This window comes from Kitasatospora sp. NPDC059571, assembly GCF_042735675.1.
Classification (GTDB): domain Bacteria; phylum Actinomycetota; class Actinomycetes; order Streptomycetales; family Streptomycetaceae; genus Kitasatospora.
Map to the genome: position 1 here is coordinate 1 of NZ_JBHWBW010000123.1, position 18,492 is coordinate 18,492.

At 74.3% G+C, this 18,492-nt stretch carries 19 protein-coding genes and 1 pseudogene; 17 read left to right on the forward strand and 3 right to left on the reverse strand.

The annotated features are described in order from the left end of the window. The 12 genes and pseudogenes from ACFV0G_RS16415 to ACFV0G_RS16470 form a co-directional block, all read left to right on the forward strand. Positions 1–541 (forward strand): annotated as a pseudogene (locus tag ACFV0G_RS16415) (hypothetical protein); the annotation flags it as partial. A gap of 2 nt (positions 542–543) precedes the next feature. Beyond that, positions 544–1,497, forward strand: a complete 954-nt coding sequence (gene nuoH, locus ACFV0G_RS16420; RefSeq protein WP_380547236.1) for an NADH-quinone oxidoreductase subunit NuoH — start codon at positions 544–546, stop codon at positions 1,495–1,497. After that, complete coding sequence (locus ACFV0G_RS16425; RefSeq protein WP_380547204.1) at positions 1,497–2,045, forward strand: NuoI/complex I 23 kDa subunit family protein; 549 nt, start codon at positions 1,497–1,499, stop codon at positions 2,043–2,045. The genes nuoH and ACFV0G_RS16425 overlap by 1 nt, the downstream gene beginning before the upstream one ends. After that, positions 2,042–2,683 (forward strand): NADH-quinone oxidoreductase subunit J, encoded by a 642-nt coding sequence (locus tag ACFV0G_RS16430; RefSeq protein WP_380547206.1) that lies wholly within the window; start codon positions 2,042–2,044, stop codon positions 2,681–2,683. Before ACFV0G_RS16425 ends, ACFV0G_RS16430 begins: the two co-directional genes overlap by 4 nt. Positions 2,684–2,689: 6 nt before the next feature. Beyond that, positions 2,690–3,061, forward strand: coding sequence for an NADH-quinone oxidoreductase subunit NuoK (gene nuoK, locus ACFV0G_RS16435; protein WP_380547208.1), 372 nt, complete (start codon positions 2,690–2,692; stop codon positions 3,059–3,061). Next, positions 3,058–5,082 (forward strand): NADH-quinone oxidoreductase subunit L, encoded by a 2,025-nt coding sequence (locus ACFV0G_RS16440; RefSeq protein WP_380547210.1) that lies wholly within the window; start codon positions 3,058–3,060, stop codon positions 5,080–5,082. Before nuoK ends, ACFV0G_RS16440 begins: the two co-directional genes overlap by 4 nt. Positions 5,083–5,137: 55 nt before the next feature. Then, positions 5,138–6,691 carry a NuoM family protein gene (locus ACFV0G_RS16445; RefSeq protein WP_380547212.1) on the forward strand — a complete coding sequence of 518 codons (1,554 nt, stop codon included), beginning with the start codon at positions 5,138–5,140 and terminating at the stop codon, positions 6,689–6,691. A gap of 48 nt (positions 6,692–6,739) precedes the next feature. Further along, the gene (locus ACFV0G_RS16450; protein ID WP_380547214.1) at positions 6,740–8,260 is read left to right on the forward strand and encodes an NADH-quinone oxidoreductase subunit N; all 1,521 of its coding nucleotides are present in this window, start codon (positions 6,740–6,742) and stop codon (positions 8,258–8,260) included. A 123-nt stretch (positions 8,261–8,383) separates the two neighbouring features. Beyond that, on the forward strand, positions 8,384–9,241 hold the full coding sequence (gene htpX, locus ACFV0G_RS16455; RefSeq protein WP_380547216.1) for a zinc metalloprotease HtpX: 858 nt from the start codon (positions 8,384–8,386) through the stop codon (positions 9,239–9,241). Positions 9,242–9,382: 141 nt separating this feature from the next. After that, positions 9,383–11,113, forward strand: a complete 1,731-nt coding sequence (gene ctaD / locus ACFV0G_RS16460; RefSeq protein ID WP_380547238.1) for a cytochrome c oxidase subunit I — start codon at positions 9,383–9,385, stop codon at positions 11,111–11,113. Between the two features lie 119 nt (positions 11,114–11,232). Then, positions 11,233–11,661, forward strand: a complete 429-nt coding sequence (locus ACFV0G_RS16465; RefSeq protein ID WP_380547218.1) for a YciI family protein — start codon at positions 11,233–11,235, stop codon at positions 11,659–11,661. Positions 11,662–11,721: 60 nt separating this feature from the next. Further along, on the forward strand, positions 11,722–12,999 hold the full coding sequence (locus tag ACFV0G_RS16470) for an RNA polymerase sigma factor (RefSeq protein WP_380547240.1): 1,278 nt from the start codon (positions 11,722–11,724) through the stop codon (positions 12,997–12,999). Between the two features lie 13 nt (positions 13,000–13,012). On the opposite strand, the gene ACFV0G_RS16475 is transcribed toward ACFV0G_RS16470, so the two are convergent. Together ACFV0G_RS16475 and ACFV0G_RS16480 are read right to left on the reverse strand one after the other, a co-directional pair. After that, positions 13,013–14,293, reverse strand: a complete 1,281-nt coding sequence (locus ACFV0G_RS16475) for a cation:proton antiporter (protein ID WP_380547220.1) — start codon at positions 14,291–14,293, stop codon at positions 13,013–13,015. Between the two features lie 4 nt (positions 14,294–14,297). After that, the gene (locus ACFV0G_RS16480; protein ID WP_380547222.1) at positions 14,298–14,783 is read right to left on the reverse strand and encodes a cation:proton antiporter regulatory subunit; all 486 of its coding nucleotides are present in this window, start codon (positions 14,781–14,783) and stop codon (positions 14,298–14,300) included. Between the two features lie 207 nt (positions 14,784–14,990). Between ACFV0G_RS16480 and ACFV0G_RS16485 the strand changes: the two genes are divergently transcribed. From ACFV0G_RS16485 to ACFV0G_RS16495, 3 genes are all read left to right on the forward strand, one after another. Then, entirely contained in the window at positions 14,991–15,368 is a 378-nt protein-coding gene (locus ACFV0G_RS16485) for a hypothetical protein (protein ID WP_380547224.1), read from the forward strand. A 79-nt stretch (positions 15,369–15,447) separates the two neighbouring features. Continuing rightward, positions 15,448–15,849: a YccF domain-containing protein gene (locus ACFV0G_RS16490; protein WP_380547226.1), complete on the forward strand. Its 402-nt coding sequence runs from the start codon at positions 15,448–15,450 to the stop codon at positions 15,847–15,849. A gap of 189 nt (positions 15,850–16,038) precedes the next feature. After that, positions 16,039–16,560, forward strand: coding sequence for a YbaK/EbsC family protein (locus tag ACFV0G_RS16495; protein ID WP_380547228.1), 522 nt, complete (start codon positions 16,039–16,041; stop codon positions 16,558–16,560). Between the two features lie 22 nt (positions 16,561–16,582). Here the strand turns inward: ACFV0G_RS16495 and mug are convergent, their stop codons facing one another. Continuing rightward, positions 16,583–17,212: a G/U mismatch-specific DNA glycosylase gene (gene mug / locus ACFV0G_RS16500; protein WP_380547230.1), complete on the reverse strand. Its 630-nt coding sequence runs from the start codon at positions 17,210–17,212 to the stop codon at positions 16,583–16,585. A gap of 99 nt (positions 17,213–17,311) precedes the next feature. Between mug and ACFV0G_RS16505 the strand changes: the two genes are divergently transcribed. Beyond that, positions 17,312–17,788, forward strand: a complete 477-nt coding sequence (locus tag ACFV0G_RS16505) for a hypothetical protein (protein ID WP_380547232.1) — start codon at positions 17,312–17,314, stop codon at positions 17,786–17,788. 221 nt (positions 17,789–18,009) lie between these two features. Beyond that, positions 18,010–18,447 (forward strand): hypothetical protein, encoded by a 438-nt coding sequence (locus ACFV0G_RS16510; RefSeq protein ID WP_380547234.1) that lies wholly within the window; start codon positions 18,010–18,012, stop codon positions 18,445–18,447. Positions 18,448–18,492: the final 45 nt, after the last annotated feature.

Sequence of the window (18,492 nt, forward strand, 5' to 3'; positions counted from 1 at the left end):
CGCGGCCGGTGCCGCGGCCGAGGGCGCCGCGGTGCGCGCCGACCGGCCCCGCCGGACGCGCTCGATCAGCGAGGGCTCGGTCAGCCAGACCGCCGAGGGAGCCGCCGAAGCAGCCGCCGAGGGCGCCGCCCCGGCCGGGGAGGCCGCACCCGTGCGCGCCGACCGGCCGCGCCGGACCCGCAGCGTGAGCGCCGGCTCGGTCAGCCAGACCCCGGAGCAGCCGGCCACCGACCGGCCGGCCGCCGATACCGGGGCCGCGGCGCCGGAGGCTCCGGCCGCCCCGGCCGAGGAGCGCCCGCGGCGCACCGCGCGCACCCAGTCCGCGGACGCGCCCTGGCACACGCCCGTCCCCGCGCACGACACCCCGCAACCGCCCGCCCCGGGGCCCGCGGAAGCGACCGGGCCCGCGGAGCCAGCCGAGACCCCCCAGGTCCCGGAGCGGCCCGAGACCCCCGAGCAGTCGGAGCAACCGGAGCAGCCCGAGACCCCCGAGCGGCCCGGGACCACCGAACCCCCCACCCAGGACGGAGACAGCGCGTGAACCTGATCGACACGCTGCTGCGCTGCCTCGCCACCCTGGCGGTCTTCCTGGTCCTGCCGCTGGTCATCGGGCAGACCGAGCACAAGGTGATGGCCCACATGCAGGGCCGCCTCGGCCCGATGTACGCGGGCGGCTTCCACGGCTGGGCGCAGCTGGTCGCCGACGGCGTCAAGTTCGCGCAGAAGGAGGACGTCGTGCCGGCCGGCGCCGACCGGCGGGTCTTCCAGCTGGCACCCGCGGTCGCGCTGCTGCCGTACCTGGTCGTGCTGCTGGTGATCCCGGTCGGCCCGAACGGCTTCGTCGGCCAGGCGATCGACGCCGGCATCTTCTTCGTGCTGTCCGTGATGGGCATCGGCGTGCTCGGCTCGCTGATGGCCGGCTGGGCGTCGGCCAACAAGTTCTCGCTGCTCGGCGGCCTGCGCACGGCCGCCCAGCTGATGTCGTACGAGCTGCCGATGCTGCTCGCGGCCGCCTCGGTGGCGATGGCCGCCGGCACGGTGGCGCTGCCCGGCATCGTCGAGGCCTTCCACTGGTGGTGGATCCCGTGGCAGGCGATCGGCGCCTTCGTCTTCTTCACGGCGGGCCTGGCCGAGCTCCAGCGGCCGCCGTTCGACATGCCGGTCGCCGACTCGGAGATCATCTTCGGCGCGTACACTGAGTACACCGGCCTGCGCTTCGCCCTGTTCCTGCTCTCGGAGTACGCGGGCATCCTGGTGGTCTCCGGCCTGACCACGGTGCTCTTCCTCGGCGGCTGGCACGGGCCGATGCCCGACTCGCTCGGCTGGCTGTGGACCCTGCTCAAGACCTTCGCGCTGGCCTTCGTGGTGATCTGGCTCCGGGTCACCTACCCCCGGCTGCGCGAGGACCAGCTGATGCGCTTCGCGTGGACGGTGCTGATCCCGCTCGCGCTCGTCCAGCTGGCCCTCACCGGCATCGTCAAGGTGGCGATCTCCTGATGAACATCCCAGGTACCGGCCTGGCCAAGGGCCTCGCCGTCACCCTGCGCACCATGACGCGCAAGAGCGTCACCGCGCAGTACCCCGACGTGCAGCCCGTGCTGCCGCCGCGCTCCCGCGGCGTCATCGCGCTGCTGGAGGAGAACTGCACGGTCTGCATGCTCTGCGCCCGCGAGTGCCCGGACTGGTGCATCTACATCGACTCCCACAAGGAGACGCTGCCCGCCGCCGACCCGAACGCCCGCGCCCGCACCCGCAACGTGCTCGACCGCTTCGCGATCGACTTCTCGCTCTGCATGTACTGCGGCATCTGCATCGAGGTCTGCCCGTTCGACGCGCTGTTCTGGTCGCCGGAGTTCGAGTACGCGGAGACCGACATCCTGGAGCTCACCCACGAGCGGGACCGGCTGCGCGAGTGGATGTGGACGGTGCCCGCGCCGCCCGCCCTCGACCCCGCCGCCGAGGAGCCCAAGGAGATCGCGACCGCCCGCAAGGCGGCCGACAAGATGGCGGCCGCGGCCGCCGCCGAGAGCGGTGAGGACGCATGACCGGCACCCTGCTGGCCGCGGCCGGCCCGCTCGCGCCCGCCGCCCGCTCCTTCCTCTCGCCCACCGGGGCGGAGATCGTCTTCCTGCTGGTCGGCATCGCCGTGCTCGGCGCCGCCGTGCTGACGGTGACCACCCGGCAGCTGGTGCACGCCGCGCTCTGGCTGGTCGTCGCACTGGGCGGCCTCGCCGTGGAGTTCCTGCTGCTCACCGCCGAGTTCATCGCCTGGGTCCAGGTGCTGATCTACCTCGGCTCGGTGGTCGTCCTGGTGCTCTTCGGCCTGATGCTCACCCGGGCGCCGATCGGCCGCTCCCCGGACGCCGACTCCGGCAACCGCTGGGCCGCGCTGGCCGTCGCCCTGGCCTCCGCCGGCACCCTGGTCACCCTGGTCGCCGACGGCTTCCGGTCCAGCTGGATCGACCTGACCGCCGGCGGCGGCTCCACCCGGGCGACCGGCGAGTTCCTGTTCCGCCACTGGGTGCTGCCCTTCGAGGCACTGTCCGTGCTGCTGCTGGCCGCGCTGGTCGGCGCCATCGTGCTCTCCCGCAGCAGCGGGGGCCGGGTGCCCGGGCCGCGGGCCGGCCGGGTCCGGGCCGGCAAGCCCGTCGGCCGCCCCACCACGACCGCGCAGGAGCGCTGACCGCCGATGCACCTCGTCTACCCAGCCGTCCTCGCCGCGCTGCTCTTCAGCGTCGGCGTCTACGGCGTGCTCGCCCGGCGCAACGTCGTCCTGGTGCTGATGTCCGTCGAGCTGATGCTCAACGCCGTCAACCTCAACCTGGTCGCCTTCGACGCCTGGCTGCGCGACGCGCTGCACGCCGGGCAGGCGCTCACCCTGTTCACCATCACGGTCGCCGCCGCCGAGATCGGCCTCGGCCTCGCGATCGTGCTGCTGGTCTTCCGGACCCGCGGCACCGCGGACGTCGACCGGATCACCGCCCTCGGCGACCCGTCCGAGGCCGCCCCGGACACCGCCGCACCGACCGCCGTCACCGCCCCGGGGGGCCAGGCCGCATGAACCTCGCCCTGCCCGTCCTCGTCCCCGCCCTGCCCGCGCTCGGCGCGGCCGCCACCCTCGCCACCGGACGGCGCTTCCCCGCGCTCGCCCGCCCGCTGGCCGTCCTGCCGGTCGCCACCTCCGCGGTGCTCGCGCTGGTCGTCGCCCTCCAACTCGGGACAGGCCGCACCCTGGACGCCGCCACCAGGCTCACCCCCACCGGCGGCCCCGACATCGCGCTCGCCCTGCACATCGACGGCTTCAGCCTGCTGATCGCCGTCCTGGTCGGCCTGGTCGCCACCTGCGTGCAGGTGTACTCCACCGCCTACCTCAAGGACGACCCGCGCTACCCCTCGTACGCCGCGCTGGTCTCGCTCTTCACCGCCGCGATGTTCCTGGTGGTCTACTCGGGCGACCTCATCGTGCTGCTCGTCGGCTGGGAGGTCATGGGCATCTGCTCGTACTTCCTGATCGGCCACCACTGGGAGACCGAGGACGCCCGCTCCGCCTCGCTCAAGGCCTTCCTGGTCACCAAGCTCGGCGACGTGCCGTTCCTGTTCGGCCTCTTCCTGCTCGGCGCGGACGCGCACAGCTTCCGGATCAACGACGTGCTCGCGGCCGCCGCCCAGGGCCGGCTCGGCCACCCCACCCTGATCGCCCTGCTGCTGCTCGCCGGCGTCGCCGGCAAGAGCGCACAGTTCCCGCTGCACACCTGGCTCCCCGACGCGATGGCCGGCCCCACCCCGGTCTCCGCGCTCATCCACGCCGCCACCATGGTCGCCGCCGGCATCTACCTGGTCGCCCGGCTGATGCCGGTCTTCCTGCTCTCCGGCGCCGCACTCACCGTGCTGGCCGTCATGGCCGCGATCACCATGATCGGCTCCGCGCTGTGCGCCCTCGCCCAGGACGACCTCAAGCGCGTGCTCGCCTACTCCACCGTCGGCCAGCTCGGCTACATGGCCGGGGCGCTGGCCTCCGGCGACCGCGACGCCGCCGTCTTCCACCTGGTCAGCCACGGCGTCTTCAAGGCCCTGCTGTTCCTCGCCGCCGGCGTGGTCATCCACGCCGCGCACACCAACTCGATCTCCGCGATGTCCCGCATGCCCGGCCTGCGCCACCGCGTCCCGGACGCCTACTGGACGATGGGCATCGGCCTCGCCGCCCTGGTCGGCCTGCCCCCGCTCTCCGGCTTCTTCTCCAAGGAAGCGGTCCTCTCCGCCGCCGAGCACGCCGCCCACGGCGAGGCGCTCACCCGCGGCCTCGGCCCCGCGTCCGCCGTCCCGCAGACGGCCGGCTGGATCGTCCTGATCGCCGCCGGCCTCACCGCCCTGCTCACCGCGCTCTACGCCACCCGGCTCTGGCTGGTCGCCTTCCACGGCAGGACCGCCGCCGCGCCCGCCGCTCCTGCGGCCGGGCCCGCCGCCGGCGCCCCGTACTCCCCGGAGATCGACGAGGCCGACCCCGCCACCGCGGAGCCCGCCGCGATGCGCTGGCCGCTGTGGGTGCTCGCGATCCCCGCCATGGGCTTCGGGGTCGTCGCCCTGCGCAGCGACTGGCTGCCCGCCCTGCTGGACGGCGGCTCGCTGCGCCCCACGCTCACCACCGCCGTGATCGGCACCGGGCTCGCCGTGGCGGGCATCGTGATCGCCTACGCCGCCTGGCGCACCCTCACCGCCCGGCAGGCCGTCCGTCCCGCCGCGGCCGGCCGGGTGCCCGAGCAGGCCGGCCCGCCGAGCGCCGAGACGCTGCCCGCCGACCCCGGCCCGCTGCTGCTCGGCCCGCTGTACCGGCCCGCCCAGCACGGCTTCGGCGTCGACCGGCTCTACAGCGCCGTGTTCGTCCGGCCGACCGAGGCCGCCGCCCGGCTGGTCCGCTTCCTCGACCGCGAGGTCGTGGAGAGCTACGTCCGCGGCGCCGGCCACGGCGCCAACGCCCTCGGCTGGCTGGTCCGCCGCGCGCAGAACGGCAACGCCCAGGCCTACCTGAACGCGCTGCTCGCCGGAGCCGTCCTGCTCGCCGTCCTGGTGGCGGTCGGCTCATGACCAGCACACCCCCCTCGCCGACGACCTCCGCCGCAGCCCGAACCGGGAGCCCCCGATGAACGCGGTCCTCATCGCCCTCCTGCTGCTCCCGCTGGCCGGAGCCGCCGTCACCCTCGCCCCGTTCGGACCCGACCGGGCCACCGCCGACCGCCGCGCGCTGCGCTTCGGCACCGCGGTGACCGGCGCCGTCCTGGTGCTCACCGCCGTCCTCGCGGCCGGCTTCGACCACGACCGGCCCAGCCGGATGCAGGCCGTCACCGACGTCCGCTGGATCCCCGCCCTCGACGTGCGCCTCCACCTCGGCGTCGACGGCATCTCGCTGCCGCTGCTGGTCCTCACCGCGCTGCTCACCTTCCTGTGCGCGGTGTACTCCACCCGCCGGCTGCCGTCCGGCGACGGAGTGCCGTCCGCCCAGGCCTTCACCGGGCTGCTGCTCCTGCTGGAGACCGGCATGCTCGCCACCTTCGCCGTGCTCGACCTGGTGTTGTTCTTCGTGGCGTTCGAGATCGTGCTGATCCCGATGTACTTCATGATCGCCCGCTGGGGGAGCGGCGCGAAGGTGCCCGCCGCCAACCGCTTCATCCTGTACACCCTGCTCGGCTCCGCCGTGATGCTGCTCGGCTTCCTGCTGATCGGCACCAAGGCCGGCACCTTCGACATGACCCGGCTCGCCGCCGCCCACGGCAGCGGTCTCAGCCACACCACCCAGCTGATCGCGGCCCTCGCGATCCTGCTCGGCCTGGCCGTCAAGGCGCCCGCCTGGCCGCTGCACAGCTGGCTCCCGGACGCCCACACCGCGGCCCCCACCGCCGGCTCCGTGCTGCTCGCCGGCGTGCTGCTGAAGATGGGCACCTACGGCCTCGTCCGGGTCTGGCTGCCGATCGTCCCGGACGGCGCCGCGACCTTCGCCCCCTACCTGGGCGCGTTCGCCGCGGTCGGCATCGTCTACGGCTCCCTGGTCTGCCTCGCCCTCGCCCGGCCCGGCGCCAAGGGCGACCTCAAGCGCCTGATCGCCTACTCCTCGGTCGGCCACATGGGCTTCGTGCTGCTCGGCATCGCCTCGCTCACCCCGGCCGGCCTGAACGGCGCCCTGTTCGCCAACATCGCCCACGGCCTGGTCACCGGCCTGCTGTTCTTCCTCGTCGGCGCGGTGAAGGACCGGTACGGCACCGCCGACCTCGACACCCTCGCCGGCGCCACCGGTGCGGCGCTGTACGGCCGCACCCCGCGGATCGGCGCCCTGCTCGCCTTCGCCGCCGTCGCCAGCCTCGGCCTGCCCGGCCTGGCCGGCTTCTGGGGCGAGCTGCTCGCCATGTTCGGCGCCTTCGACCCGGCGGCCTTCCTCTCCCGGCCCGCCTTCCTGACCTACATGGTGCTGGCCGGCCTCGGCACCCTGCTCACCGCCGCCTACCTGCTGGTCGTCGTCCGGCGGGTCTGCATGGGCGACCCGAAGCAGCCCGCCCCGGTCGCCGACGTGCCCGACCTGCGGCCGTACGAGGCCGTCAGCTGGACGCCGCTCGCCGCGCTCACCCTGCTCGCGGGCCTGTGGCCGGCCCTCCTGCTCGGCCTCTCCGACCCGGCCGTCAAGCACCTCCTCGGGGGTGGCTGAGCCGTGATCAGCACCCCGCTCGGAACTCCTCTCCTGGGGCAGCCCGCCATGAACCCTCTCGCCGTCGCCGACCCGGGCGGCCTCATCCAGTCCGTGGACTGGACGGCCGTCGCCCCGCCGCTGATCGCGGCGCTGGCCGCGCTCGCCGTGCTGGTGGCCGACCTCTTCCTGCCCGACCGCCGGAAGAGGCTGCTGGGCTGGGCCTCGGCCGCGGGCCTGCTGCTCGCGCTCCTCTCGCTCCTCCCGCTGGTCCGCGGCGACGCCCGGGCGACCTTCTGCCTGCGCACCGCGGCCGGAACGGGCGCCTGCAGCTACGTCGCCGACCACTTCGCGCTCGCCTTCCAGCTGATCGCCCTCGGCGGCGCCCTGGTCGCCGTCCTGCTGTCGCTGCACACCGTGGACGAGGAGCGCCTGCCCGGCGGCGAGTACTGGTTCCTGCTGCTCAGCAGCGCCGCCGGCGCCGCCCTGCTGCCCGCCTCCCGCGACCTCGCGACGCTGATCATCGCGCTGGAGGTCGTCTCGCTGCCCGGCTTCGCCCTGGTGGCCCTGCGCCGCGACGGCCGCGGCGCCGAGGGCGCGCTCAAGTTCTTCCTCTCCTCGGTCACCGCGACCGCGGTCATGCTGCTCGGCGTCTCCTTCGTCTACGCCGCGACCGGATCGATCCACCTGACCGCGGTCGCCGACGGGCTGACCCACGTCCCCGCCCAGCTCAAGCCGCTCGCCGAGGCCGGCGCGGTGCTCACCCTGGTCGGCTTCGCGTTCAAGGTCGCCGCCGTCCCGTTCCACTTCTGGCTGCCGGACACCTACACCGCCGCGCCGCTGCCGGTGGCCGGCTACCTCTCGGTGGTCGGCAAGGCGGCCGGCCTGGCCGGCCTCGCCCTGGTCACCTCGATCGCCTTCCACCCGTACGGCCGCACCTGGGGCCTCGTCCTCGCGGTGCTGGCCGCGCTCACCATGACGGCCGGCAACGCCGGCGCGCTGCGCCAGCGCTCCGACACCCCGCACAGCGCCGTCCGGCTGCTCGCCTGGTCCTCGATCGGCCAGGCCGGGTACCTGCTGGTGCCGATCGCCGCCGCCGGCTACCAGCACTCGGCCCGGCCGCTCGGCGCCACCGTCGCGTACGCGCTGATCTACGGCCTGGTCAACCTGGGCGCGTTCGGGGCGGTCGCGGTCGTCGCCCGCACCCGCGGCAGCCGGCTGGAGGACCACCGCGGGCTGTTCGCCGACCACCGCTGGGCCGCGCTGGCCCTGGCGTTCTTCCTGCTCTGCCTGGCCGGCCTGCCGCCGGGCGTGGTCGGCCTGTTCGGCAAGGTGGTGGTCTTCGGGGCCGCCGTCGACGCCGGCCTCGGCTGGCTCGCCGTGGTGATGGCGGCCAACGTGGTGATCGCTCTGTACTACTACCTGACCTGGACGGCGAAGCTGTTCGCCCCGGCCGGGGAGCCGAGGCCGGCCGCGCGCCGCACCCCCGGCCCGCTGGCCGCCGCCCTGGCGCTCACCGCCTCCGGCGCGGTGGTGCTGTCGGTGGCGCCGCAGCTGGTCCTCCAGGTGGTCGGCGGCAGCCTGTTCTGACCGGTCGGTGCACCCGGGCGGCCCCGCCCGGATGCGCCGGGGAACGAACGACCGGCATCCTGCCGTTGATCCGACGAGGGACGCCGCACCGGGTCCCCACCGCACCATCACGGAGGGTCAGCCGTGCACCGCCAGCACAACGGGTTGAGGACGGCCGTTCTTCTCGGCGGCCTGTCCGCACTGATCCTGCTGATCGGCAGCTTCTTCGGCCGCACCGGCCTGCTGATCGCGCTGGTCGTCGCCCTGGCCACCAACGCCTATGCGTACTGGAACAGCGACAAGCTGGCCCTGCGCGCGATGCGGGCCCGGCCGGTGAGCGAGATCGAGGCGCCGCAGCTGTACCGGATCGTCCGCGAGCTCTCCACCTCCGCCCGGCAGCCGATGCCGCGGCTGTACATCTCGCCGACCCCGGCGCCGAACGCCTTCGCCACCGGCCGCAACCCGCGCAACGCCGCGGTCTGCTGCACCGACGGCATCATGCAGCTGCTGGACGAGCGCGAGCTGCGCGGCGTCATCGGGCACGAGCTCAGCCACGTCTACAACCGGGACATCCTGATCTCCTCGGTGGCCGGGGCGCTCGCCTCGGTGGTGATGTTCCTGGTGAACTTCGCCTGGCTGATCCCGGTCGGCCGCGGCGACGACGACGAGGGCCCCGGCCTGGTCGGCCTGCTGCTGATCATGATCCTGGGGCCGATCGCCGCCTCGCTCATCCAGCTGGCGGTCAGCCGCTCCCGGGAGTACCAGGCCGACGCCGACGGGGCGAGGATCACCGGCGACCCGCTGGCCCTGGCCAGCGCCCTGCGCAAGCTGGAGGCGGGCACCCAGCGGCTGCCGCTGCCGCCGGAGCCCCAGATCCAGACGGCCAGCCACATGATGATCGCCAACCCGTTCCGGCCCGGTGAGGTCGGTGCGAAGCTCTTCTCCACCCACCCGCCGATGGGCGAGCGGATCTCCCGGCTGGAGCGGATGGCCGGGCACTGAGCCCGGCCCGGCGGCGCACGCCCTGCCGCGCCCGCCGCCCGGGTGAGCGGGCGGCGCCCGGCGGCGAGCCTCCCGGCAGCCGCAGCCGCGCCTGGTAGGCATAAGGCCGATCATCCGTTGAGCGGCCCGGCGGCCGTCCAGGTGACAGGGAGCGGCCCGGTGACCATTCTTCCGACGGACACCGGGCACCGGCCCCCGTCCCGCCCCGCACGCCCCCGCCGCGGCGCCGCCCGCCGCCCCCGCCGCGGCCGCGCCCTCGTGGTCTGGCTCACCACCACCGATCACAAGCAGATCGGCACGCTGTACATGACCACGGCCTTCGGCTTCTTCCTGGTGGCCGGCGTGATGGCACTGGTGATGCGCGCGGAGCTGGCCCGGCCCGGCACCCAGATCGTCTCCAACGAGCAGTACAACCAGCTCTTCACCATGCACGGCACGCTGATGCTGCTGATGTTCGCCACCCCGCTCTTCGCCGGCTTCACCAACTGGATCATGCCGCTGCAGATCGGCGCCCCGGACGTCGCCTTCCCCCGGCTCAACGCCCTGGCGTACTGGTTCTACCTGTTCGGGTCGCTGATCGTGATGGGCAGCTTCCTCACCCCGGACGGCGCCCCCGACTTCGGCTGGTTCGCCTACACCCCGCTCTCCGGGGAGGTCCACTCACCCGGCATCGGCGGCGACATGTGGATCATGGGCCTGGCCTTCTCCGGCTTCGGCACCATCCTCGGCGCGGTCAACTTCATCACCACGATCGTCTGCCTGCGCGCGCCCGGCCTGACGGCCTTCCGGATGCCGATCTTCGTCTGGAACGTCCTCTTCACCAGCATCCTGGTGCTCTTCGCCTTCCCCGTGCTGGCCGCCACCCTGTTCGCCCTGGAGGCCGACCGGAAGTTCGGCGCCCACGTCTTCGACCCCGCCAACGGCGGCGCGATGCTCTGGCAGCACCTCTTCTGGTTCTTCGGCCACCCCGAGGTCTACATCATCGCGCTGCCGTTCTTCGGCATCATCACCGAGATCATCCCGGTCTTCAGCCGCAAGCCGATCTTCGGCTACTCCGGCCTGGTCGCCGCCACCATCGCCATCACCGGCCTCTCGGTCACCGTCTGGGCCCACCACATGTTCGTCACCGGCCAGGTCCTGCTGCCGTTCTTCTCCTTCATGACCCTGCTCATCGCCGTCCCGACCGGGGTCAAGTTCTTCAACTGGATCGGCACCATGTTCCGGGGCAGCCTCAGCTTCGAGACCCCGATGCTCTGGAGCGTCGGCTTCCTGGTCACCTTCCTCTTCGGCGGCCTCACCGGCGTCCTGCTCGCCTCCCCGCCGATCGACTTCCAGGTCTCGGACTCGTACTTCGTCGTCGCCCACTTCCACTACGTGGTCTTCGGCACCGTCGTCTTCGCGATGTTCGCCGGCTTCCACTTCTGGTGGCCCAAGATGACCGGCAGGATGCTCGACGAACGCCTGGGCAAGATCTGCTTCTGGACGCTGTTCTTCGGCTTCCACACCACCTTCCTCGTCCAGCACTGGCTCGGCGCCGAGGGCATGCCCCGCCGCTACGCCGACTACCTGGCCTCCGACGGCTTCACCACCCTGAACACCGTCTCCACCATCGGCTCCTTCGTCCTCGGCCTCTCCGTCCTGCCGTTCCTCTACAACGTCTGGAAGACCGCCAAGTACGGCGAGAAGGTCGAGGTCGACGACCCCTGGGGCTACGGCCGCTCGCTGGAGTGGGCGACCTCCTGCCCGCCGCCCCGCCACAACTTCGACGGCCTGCCGCGCATCCGCTCCGAGTCCCCGGCCTTCGACCTGCACCACCCGGACATCGCCGAGTACGACCGCTTGACCAACGCGGTCGAGCCCGGCAAGCCCTAGTGGAAAAAATCTCCGCGGCCTTGTCGATCCGGGGCGTTCCCGTTCGACGCACAGTCGGGAGCCGGAAGGACCGGCCCAGGGCCCGCACCCAGCGGACCCGGTACTCAGGGAGAACCACGATGCGATTCATGCTGATCGTCAAGGCCAACGAGGACAGCGAGGCCGGCGTGATGCCGACCAAGGAGGCCATCGAGGCGATGGGCCGCTACAACGAGGAGCTGATCAAGGCCGGCATCATGCTCGCCGCCGACGGCCTCCACCCCAGCTCCAACGGCGCCCGGCTCACCTTCAAGGGCGGCCGCGCCACCGTCACCGACGGGCCGTTCACCGAGACCAAGGAGCTCATCGCCGGCTACTGGGTGCTCGACGTCAGCTCCCGCGAGGAGGCCCTGGAGTGGGCGGGCCGCGCCCCCTTCGAGGACGGCGCCGTCCTGGAGCTGCGGAAGGTCTTCGAGGCCTCCGACTTCCCCGCCGACATCCTCAGCCCCGAGAACGCCGCCAAGGAGCAGGCCTGGCGGGACGAGCACCAGAAGCCGATCACCGGCTGACGGCCCGCCGCTCTGGCGGGCGGCCGCCCGCGCCTGCTGTGATGGGGTGCTGTGACGGCCATCGACACCCACCGAACCATCGAGGCGGTCTGGCGGATCGAGTCGGCGCGCATCATCGCCGGCCTGGCCCGCCTCGTCCGCGACGTCGGGCTCGCCGAGGAGCTCGCCCAGGACGCGCTGGTCGCCGCCCTGGAGCAGTGGCCCGCCACCGGCGTCCCGGACAACCCCGGCGCCTGGCTGACGGCGGTCGCCCGCAACCGCGCCGTCGACCGGATCCGCCGCGAGGAGCGCCTGGCCGACAAGCTCCGGCTGCTGGGCCACGAGCTGGCCACCGACCCGCCGCAGGGCCCGCAGCCGGAGCAGGCCGTCCTCGCCGACGACATCGAGGACGACCTGCTCCGCCTGGTCTTCACCGCCTGCCACCCGGTGCTCTCCACCGAGGCCCGGGTCGCGCTCACCCTGCGCCTGCTCGGCGGTCTCTCCACCGAGGAGATCGCCCGGGCCTTCCTGGTCCCCGAAGCGACCGTCGCCCAGCGCATCGTGCGCGCCAAGCGCACCCTCGCCGCGCAGGACGTCCCCTTCGAGGTCCCGCAGGGCGACCAGCTGACGCCCCGGCTCTCCTCCGTCCTCGAGGTCGTCTACCTGGTCTTCAACGAGGGCTACGCCGCCACCGCGGGCGACGACTGGATGCGGCCCGCGCTCTGCGAGGAGGCGCTGCGCCTGGGCCGGGTGCTCGCCGGGCTGATGCCGGGCGAGCCCGAGGTGCACGGCCTGATCGCCCTGCTGGAGATCCAGGCCTCCCGGACGGCCGCCCGGACGGGGCCGGACGGCGAGCCGGTGCTGCTGCTGGACCAGGACCGCACCCGCTGGGACCGGCTGCTGATCCACCGCGGCCTGGCCGCGCTGGACCGCGCCGAGGCCCGCGCCGCCGAACTGGGCGTCCCGCCCGGCCCGTACACGGTGCAGGCGGCGATCGCGGCCTGCCACGCCCGGGCCGGCACCCCGGAGCAGACCGACTGGGTGCGGATCTCCGCGCTGTACGCGGCGCTCGCCGAGCGGACCCCCTCACCGGTGGTGGAGCTCAACCGGGCCGTCGCGCTGGCCATGGCCTTCGGCCCGGAGACCGGGCTGGTGCTGGTCGACCGACTCGCCGCCGAGCCCGCGCTCGGCACCTACTATCTGCTGCCCAGCGTCCGCGGCGACCTGCTGGCCCGGCTCGGCCGGTACGCGGAGGCGGCCGCCGAGTTCGACCGGGCCGCCGCCCTCACCCGCAACACCCGCGAGCGCGGGGTGCTGGAGGCGAGGGCGGCGGAGAGCCGCCGGGCGGCGGACGGCTGACGGCGCGTCCGGTTCAGGAGGGGCTGTCGGCCGCCGCCCGCCGGTCGACCGGCCCGGCCGGTCCGACCCGTTCGAGCTGCTCCGGCAGCTCGGCCGGGGCTGCCGCGGGCCGTTGCCGGGCCGGGCTCCGGTCCTTGCGGAGCAGCCTGCCGAAACGTTCCGCCGCCGGCTCGGTGTACCGGGCGGTGAGCGGTCCGACCACCACCAGGATCAGCACGTACGCGGTGGCCAGCGGGCCCAGGTCCGGCTCGATCCCCGAGGTGACCGCCAGTCCGGCGATCACGATGGAGAACTCGCCGCGGGCGACCAGCGCACCGCCCGCCCGCCAGCGGCCCCGGGCCCCGACCCCGGCCCGGCGGGCCGCCCACCAGCCCGTGCCGATCTTGGTGAGCGCGGTGACCGCGGCCAGCGCCAGGGCGGGCAGCAGCACCGGCGGGATGCTGGTCGGATCGGTGCTGAGCCCGAAGAAGACGAAGAAGACCGCGGCGAACAGGTCGCGCAGCGGGCTGAGCAGCGTGTGCGCGCCCTCCGCGGCCTCCCCGGACAGTGCGATGCCCACCAGGAAGGCGCCGACCGCCGCCGAGACCTGGAGCTGCTGGGCGATCCCGGCCACCAGCAGGGTGAGGCCGAGCACGACCAGCAGCAGCTTCTCCGGGTCGTCGTGCGAGACGAACCGCGAGATCAGCCGCCCGTAGCGGAGCGCGACGAACAGCACCGCGCCCGCCGTGGCCAGCGCGATCGCCAGGGTGAGGCTGCCGGCCAGCAGCCCCGCGCCGGCCAGCAGCGCGGTCAGGATCGGCAGGTAGACCGCCATCGCCAGGTCCTCCAGCACCAGGATGCTGAGGATGACCGGGGTCTCCCGGTTGCCGAGCCGGCCGAGGTCGCCGAGCACCTTGGCGATCACCCCCGAGGAGGAGATCCAGGTGACGCCGGCGAGCACCACGGCGGCCACCGGCCCCCAGCCGAGCAGCAGTCCCATGGCGGCACCGGGCAGCGCGTTGCAGACGAAGTCCACCGCGCCCGCCGGGTACTGGGCCTTCAGATTGGTCACCAGGTCGGCGGCGGTGTACTCCAGACCCAGCATCAGCAGCAGCAGGACGACGCCGATCTCGGCGCCGGTGGCGACGAACTCCGCGCTGGCGCTGAGCGGCAGCAGGCCGCCCCGGCCGAACGCGACGCCGCCGATCAGGTAGAGCGGGATCGGCGAGAGCCCGTACCGGCCGGCTATCCGGCCGAGCAGGCCCAGCACCAGGACGACCGAGCCGAGCTCGATGAAGACCGAGGCGGTGTGCATCCGATCACTCCCTTCCCAGGATCGCGGCGGCGGCGTCGACGCCCTCGCGGGTACCGATGACGATCAGCGTGTCTCCGCCGGCCAGCCGGAAGTCCGGGGCGGGGGAGGGTACGGCGCCGGTCCGGCGCAGCACCGCGACGACGGACGCGCCGGTGGCCGTCCGCATCCGGGTGTCGCCCAGCAGCCTGCCGTTCCAGTGCGAGGAGCCGCCCACCGGGATCCGCTCGGCGACCAGCCCGAGGTCGGTGGTGTGCAGGACGCCCGGGCTGTGGTGAGCGGGCGTCAGGGCGTCGGTCAGGGCGGCGGACTCCTCGCCGGTGAGGTGCAGCGCGTAGGCGCAGGCATCGGGGTCGTCGCTGCGGTACACGTTGAGGCTGCGCGAGCCGTCGCGGTGGGCGATGACCGAGAGATGCCGGTGTTCTCGGGTCGTCAGGTCGTACTGGACGCCCACTCCGGGCAGGTTCGTCGTCCGGACTCGCGGGATCGCCACGGCTGTTGTCCTCTCGTCGCACACGGAAGGGCTGTCCGCACATGGTAATGAATTGGTAAAGTCAACTGTTCGCCGCCCCGCGTGTCCGCCCCAGGAGGCCCCCCGATGGCACCCCCGGCCAGGCCGCCGGCCGCCCGCACCGCAGCCCGCCGCGCCGGTCCTCGCACCCCGGCCCGCCCCGCCCCGCGACCGGGCCGCCGAGGGGCCGTGACCGCCGCCGCGGCACTGCTGCCGGCGGCCTGGCTGGCCTGGATCGTCGCGTCGATCGCCGCCGCCCCCGAGCCCGGTGCGGCCGACCCGGACGCCCTGGCGGCCGCCGTGCGGACGGCCGTCACCGCCGGTGACGCACCGGCCCTGCAGCGGCTCTTCACCCCCGAGGGCGCCGGCCCCGGCTACGCCGCAGGCTTCCTCGCCCGGCTCGGCGACCTGCCGCCCGGGGCGGTCACCGTCACCACGGCGGACGGCGTCCTGCGGCTCTCCCTCGCCGGCGACCGGGCCGCGGCCTCCTGCACCGCCTGGGCGGTCGTCCGGCGGGACGGCCGCCGGCTGCTCGACGCCGCGGCGCCCGCCCCCGTGCCGTGCTGAGGCCGCCGGGCGGCGCCCGACCCCGGGGATGGGGGCGAGGACCGGTTGCGCGCCCCGTCCCGCATGGGAGGCTGGGAGCATGAAGGTGATCAACCTGATCCTCAACGTCATCTGGCTGATCTTCTGCGGGCTCTGGATGGCGATCGGCTACGCGATCGCCGGGATCATCTGCTTCGTGCTGATCATCACCATCCCGTTCGGGATCGCCGCGTTCCGGCTGGCCGGCTTCATGCTCTGGCCGTTCGGCCGGACGACGGTCGAGAAGCCCGACGCCGGGGCGGCATCCTGCATCGGCAACGTGATCTGGCTGGTGTTCGCGGGGTGGTGGCTGGCCCTCGCGCACCTGGCGACCAGCATCCCGCTGTTCATCTCGATCATCGGAATCCCGTTCGGCTGGGCGAACCTGAAGATGATCCCGATCTCGCTGATGCCGCTTGGCCGCGAGGTCGTCCAGTCCGACGACGGCTTCGGCGGACGCTGAGCACACCCGCCCCGCCGCGGGCGCGCCCCCCCCCCCCCCCGCCCCCCCCGCCCCCCCGGGGGGGGGGGGGCGCCGCACGCGCCCGGGCACCGCGCGGGCGGGACCTCCGGACGCCGCGCCGGCGGTGCTGGACGTACCGCGGGTGCGGGCAGCAGGCTGGGACTCCGCCGTACCGCCCGGAGGAGAGCGATGACCGCCGTCCCATCCAGCCCGCCCGCCGCCGACGGGATGCCGCCCGCCGAACTGCCCGCCCGCAGCCGCCCGGTCGCCGAGGCGCTCGCCGCGGCCGGCGTGGCCGCGGCCATCCGGGTGCTGCCCGACTCGGCACGGACGGCGGCCGAGGCCGCCGCGGCCCTCGGCTGCGAGGTCGGCGCGATCGCCAACAGCCTGGTCTTCGTCTGCGACGGCGCGCCGCTGCTGGTGATGACCAGCGGTGCGCACCGGGTGGACACCGACCACCTGGCCGCGCATCTGGGGACGGGCCCGATCGAGCGGGCATCGGCCGCCCAGGTCCGGGCCGCCACCGGCCAGGCGATCGGCGGGGTGGCGCCGGTCGGCCACCCCGCGCCGGTGCGGACGGTGGTCGACACCGCACTCGCCGACCACCCCGTGCTCTGGGCCGCCGCCGGGCACCCGCACACGGTGTTCCCGCTGACCTACCAGGAGCTGCTCGGCGTCACCGGCGGCCAGGCGGCCCCGGTCGGGCCCTGAACCGACGGCCTGTCGGATCCGCTCAGGAGGACGGCTCCCCGGTGGCGGGCTCCCCGACGGCGGGTTCCGGGTCGGAGGGCCTCGCGTCGGAGGGCCCGGAGTCCGCCACCGCCTCGCGCAGGGCGCGGAACTCGGCCGCGATCGCGTCCAGCGAGTAGTGCGCGTTCAGCCCGCTGGGATTGGGCAGCACCCAGACCGCGGTCGTGCCGATCGGCTCGGGCTGGCGGCCCACCGCGGCGCGCGGGCGCCCGAACGCGGCCCGGTACGCGCCGATCCCGAGCACCGCCAGGGCCCGCGGCCGCAGCCGTTCGACCCGGGCCCGCAGCGCCGCCCCGCCCTCGCGGTACTCCTCGGCGGTCAGCTCGTCGGCCCGGGCCGTGGTGCGCGCGACCACGTTGGTGATGCCCAGGCCCAGCGCTGGCAGCTCGCCCTGCTCGGAGGGGTGCAGCTGCCGGGGGGTGAAGCCGGAGCGGTGCAGCGCGGGCCAGAACCGGTTGCCCGGCCGGGCGAAGTGCCAGCCGGTCGCCCCCGACCACAGGCCCGGGTTGATGCCGCAGAACAGCACCCGCAGATCCGGCCCGGTGATGTCGGGGATGGTGCCGCCGTGCGCGGCGGCCAGTTCGTCGGCGGTCGGCCGGTGGTGGGTCGTCACGGCACCAGTCTGCGGGATCCCGCCGGTCGGGCGGTGGCGATGGACCGTCAGTTCGATTGTTCGGCTGACCTGCCGCGGAGATCGGCGCAGAATGACGGAATGTCGTACGAACTCAACGCGCTGGTCGCCACCGCCGAGCTGCTCGACGTGGTGGCGGCCGAAGTCCCGGCCGCGCGGGTCGCGCGGCTGGCTCAGGGGCTGGCGCTGATCCCGGTGACCGACCGCCTGCACGCCGTCCTGGACGTGCCCGGGGACCGCACCGAACCGGGATTCAGCCGCTTCCCCGCGAGCCTCGGCCGCCGTCTGGAGGCGTGGTCCCAGGCCGGCCCGATCGCGTACGTCGAGGCGGACTTCTTCGGCGGCGCCGGCACCCAGCGCGCCGCGGTCTGGCTGCACGGCCGGCTCGACCTCGGGCCGCTGCACATCGCCGACCAGCAGCCGCGCGCCACCGCCGGCACCCCGATCTCGCAGGTGCTGCGCAGACTCGGCGCCACGGTGGACGCCGGCCGGTTCGACGAGTTCGACGCCGTCGGACTCGGGCGCCACCGGCACTCCGCGGACTGGATCGCCGGCTGACCGCCTGCCCGAGCGGGCGGTCCGGACGGCTGCGGGCCGACCGGCTGCGGGCCGACCGGCGGTACGCCGGACACCGGCCGTGCCCGACGGACCGTCGGCTGACGGTGCGCCGAACGGGATGATCACCGTTCGGCCTACGACCGGTGGCCGCACCCGACCGGGTGGCTCAACGTGGCGTTCAAGCGAAAAGCCTGATCGTCAGTTGAGAGGAAAGCTCCACCATGCGTCCCACCTGGACGGCCGCCGCGCTGACCGCAGCCCTGGCCATTCCCGCGGTCACCCTGGCAACCGCCGCCCCCGCATCCGCCGTCGACCCCGACGCGGTGCTCCTGCGCCTATCCCGTCCCGCGGTCGCCGCACCCCCGCGCCCGGCCGCCGCCCCCACCGTCCCCGATCCGTCCGCCCCGGCGGTGCCCAGCACGCCGAGCCTGCCGGGCGTCCCCGCCCTGCCGTCCGTGCCGAGCCCCCCCGTCCCGGCCGTCTCCGGTCTGCTCGACGGCGTCCTCGGCCTGCTGGACGGCGTCGTCGCACTCGCCGCCCCGCCGTCCGGGACGCCCGATCCGGCCGCCCTCCAACAGAAGGTCGACGAACTCGTCGCCGCCGTGAAGGCCCTGCTGGCCGGCCTGCCGATCCAGGTCCCGGCGCTGCGCACGCCTTGAGGTGCCGAACGCCGTCGGGGCCCCGGACCGCGAACGGTCCGGGGC